3 protein-coding genes and 1 pseudogene are annotated in these 2,549 nt (G+C 71.9%); 2 read left to right on the top strand and 2 right to left on the bottom strand.

Going from position 1 to position 2,549, the window contains the following annotated elements; translation table 11 throughout:
* Positions 1-191 (top strand): annotated as a pseudogene (locus IJ15_RS25815) (IS481 family transposase); the annotation flags it as partial.
* A 55-nt stretch (positions 192-246) separates the two neighbouring features.
* On the opposite strand, the gene IJ15_RS0124130 reads toward IJ15_RS25815, so the two are convergent.
* A complete protein-coding gene (locus IJ15_RS0124130) occupies positions 247-1,071 on the bottom strand; it encodes a DUF3097 domain-containing protein (protein ID WP_031940864.1) in 825 nt (274 codons plus the stop codon).
* A 67-nt stretch (positions 1,072-1,138) separates the two neighbouring features.
* Between IJ15_RS0124130 and IJ15_RS0124125 the strand changes: the two genes are divergently transcribed.
* Complete coding sequence (locus IJ15_RS0124125) at positions 1,139-1,948, top strand: hypothetical protein (RefSeq protein ID WP_031940863.1); 810 nt, start codon at positions 1,139-1,141, stop codon at positions 1,946-1,948.
* 21 nt (positions 1,949-1,969) lie between these two features.
* Here the strand turns inward: IJ15_RS0124125 and IJ15_RS0124120 are convergent, their stop codons facing one another.
* Positions 1,970-2,452 (bottom strand): hypothetical protein, encoded by a 483-nt coding sequence (locus IJ15_RS0124120; protein ID WP_231569646.1) that lies wholly within the window; start codon positions 2,450-2,452, stop codon positions 1,970-1,972.
* Positions 2,453-2,549: the final 97 nt, after the last annotated feature.

The following is a 2,549-nucleotide window of genomic DNA, read 5'->3' as shown; positions in this document are numbered from 1 at the left end:
CGTTCCCCCGGTCCCCCGCGGGGGATTCCCCCTCCGCCCCGGACTGGACGTCAGAAGCCCAACGAGCCGCCGCCCTCGCGGTCGGGAACGCCCACTACACCTACCACCGACCCCACACTGCCGCCGGGAACCGGCCGCCAGCGACCCGACTCAACGCCGGTGTCACCAACGTCATGGCCTCATACATCTAACCAGAACATCCGATCCGGGCGCGGGCCCGCGAAACCGCCGGTGGATGCGCGGGCCTCACTCGGCCGTCACGAAATCGACCAGCCGCTCGACGGCGCCGATCAGCGGGGCCTCGAGGTCCCGGAAACTGCTCACCGCGCCGTAGACGCGGCGCCAGCCGTCCTGCGGCGAACCCCACCCCAGCGCGTCGCACACCCCGGTCTTCCAGTCCTGGCCACGCGGCACCGTCGGCCACGCATCGATCCCGACGGCCTTGGGCCGCACCGCCTCCCACACGTCGATGTACGGGTGGCCGGTGACCATCACATGCGGCCCGAGGCCCTGCGTCAGCCGGTCCTCCTTGGAACCGGTGACGAGGTGGTCGACGAGCACACCGACCTTGCGGCCGGGCCCCGGCTGGAACTCGACCAACCGGTCGGCGAGGTTGTCGAGACCCTCGAGATGCTCCACGACGACGCCCTCGACCCGCAGGTCGTGCCCCCACACCCGCTCGACCAGCGCGGCGTCGTGGACACCCTCGACCCAGATCCGGCTCGGCAGCGCGGTGCGTGCCCGCAGGCCCTCCACCCGTGTCGACCCCGACGCCGAACGCTGCGCGGCGGGCTTGGCCTGCGTCGGAGCCGGACGGACGAGGGTGACGGGCCGACCGTCGATCAGGAACGCGGCCTCGCGCATCGCGAACAGCCGGGTGCGCCGGGCCCCGTCCTCGAGGCGGACGAAGTCGCCGTCGTAGGTGCGTTCGAAGCCGACGACGGCCCCGCAGAATCCGGTGGCGGCATCCTCGACCACCAGGTCCCTTTCCGCCGCCACCGACGGGATCGAGGGCTTCCGGGTACGGGGATGACCGGCGAAGATGTCGCCGTACTTGTTGCTCGCGTTCACGGCATTCCACGGTAGGCGAGCAAGGCGTGCGGGCGCCGGTCGCCACGCCGTCCTATGCTCGTTAACCGTGAGTTCCCCCAGCGCGACGCTGACCGTGTGGGCCGCCTCCTGGCTCGCCGGCGACAGCGCCCCCGACGATGTGATCGACGCCCTGCACCAGTGGGCGCCGATGCACATCGTCGGCGCGTCCGACGCCGCGACCGCACTGTCCACCGGCCTCGACTGGCCGGGTGTGCAGGACGGCGCCGCGCCCATCCTGCTGCGCATCCTCCGGCGGGGCACCGACACACCGGGCGGACTACGCCTGGTCCTGCCCGCGCCCGGCGACGTGCGGGGCCTGCCCGCCGGCTCCGAGTTCGCGCGGGCCGCCCTCGAAGCCGGCGAGGGCGTGATCGTCGGCGAACCCGGACAGCCCGGCATCGGGCTGGTCCCCGTCGTGGAGGGGCCGGACGTGCTGCGCTGGACGGTCCACTCGATCGCGGCGGTGCCCGCGGTCACCGAGCACACCGGTCTGGGCGAGGCCGAGTACGCGATGCGGGAGGCCATCCGCGGCGCCGCCGACGCCCTGCTGCAACTGTCGTCGGTGCAGACCGGACGCGCCGACGGCGATCCCCGCCGCCGCATCGCCGAGGCACTCGACGACCGCGCCCACCACCGCTACCCCGATTCGATCCCGACGCGGGCCCTGCGCATCCTCGACTCGGCCGACCAGGTGGCGACGATCCTGTCCGTCGCGGAACACGATTCACCGACCGAGGCGCCGTCCGCATCCAGCGCCGCCGCGCGCGAGGAACTGCTGCGGCCCCTGTGGGCCGCGGTCCGGGCCGCACGCGTGGCCGCGGTCTCCGCCTCTGCCAGGGACGCGCACCGCGCCTGACGGCCGTAGCAACCGCTGCGGTCAGCGGTGATTCATCACGATGTGCCGATCGATGCGCACATGCTCGTCGAGCGTCGGATGAAGCAGTCCGGTGTCGCGGCCGTAGTCGTGCTGCCGCAACCACGCGTACACGTCACCCCACAGCCAGATGCCGCCGGAGACGGTGTTGAAGGGCACGGGGAACGGCGTCCCGCGCTGCCGGACCCCGCGCACCCACTGCCCCACCGCCTGCCGGGTCACGCCGGCACGGTCCGCGATGTCCTGCCGGGTGACGAGATCGGGGTGGGTGCGCTCCGGCGTCACCCCGTGCGCGACGAGTTGATCGACCAGGCTCATTCCCGCAGTCGCACAACGCATTCCCTCGACGGTCACCGTCAACAACTGCAGGCCGGCCTGGTCGCGCACGGTCACGTCGAACTCGTCCGCGATCGCCGCCTCCCTCGACGCCGTCAGCAACGGAACGATGAACGTGAACTCGAAGCGGTGATAGAGGCTGTCCTGCACCCGAACAACATAGTCGGCCGGATGGTTTCCATCCGGAAACAGGCCGGTCGACGACGGCGGCAGTAGGACGGCCTAGGTGTGATGTCCAGGGAGGTTG

The sequence above is a fragment of the Prescottella defluvii genome, assembly GCF_000738775.1.
GTDB lineage: Bacteria > Actinomycetota > Actinomycetes > Mycobacteriales > Mycobacteriaceae > Prescottella > Prescottella defluvii.
The sequence above is the reverse complement of the archived record's forward strand: the minus strand, read 5'-3'. Positions and strand labels throughout refer to the sequence as shown.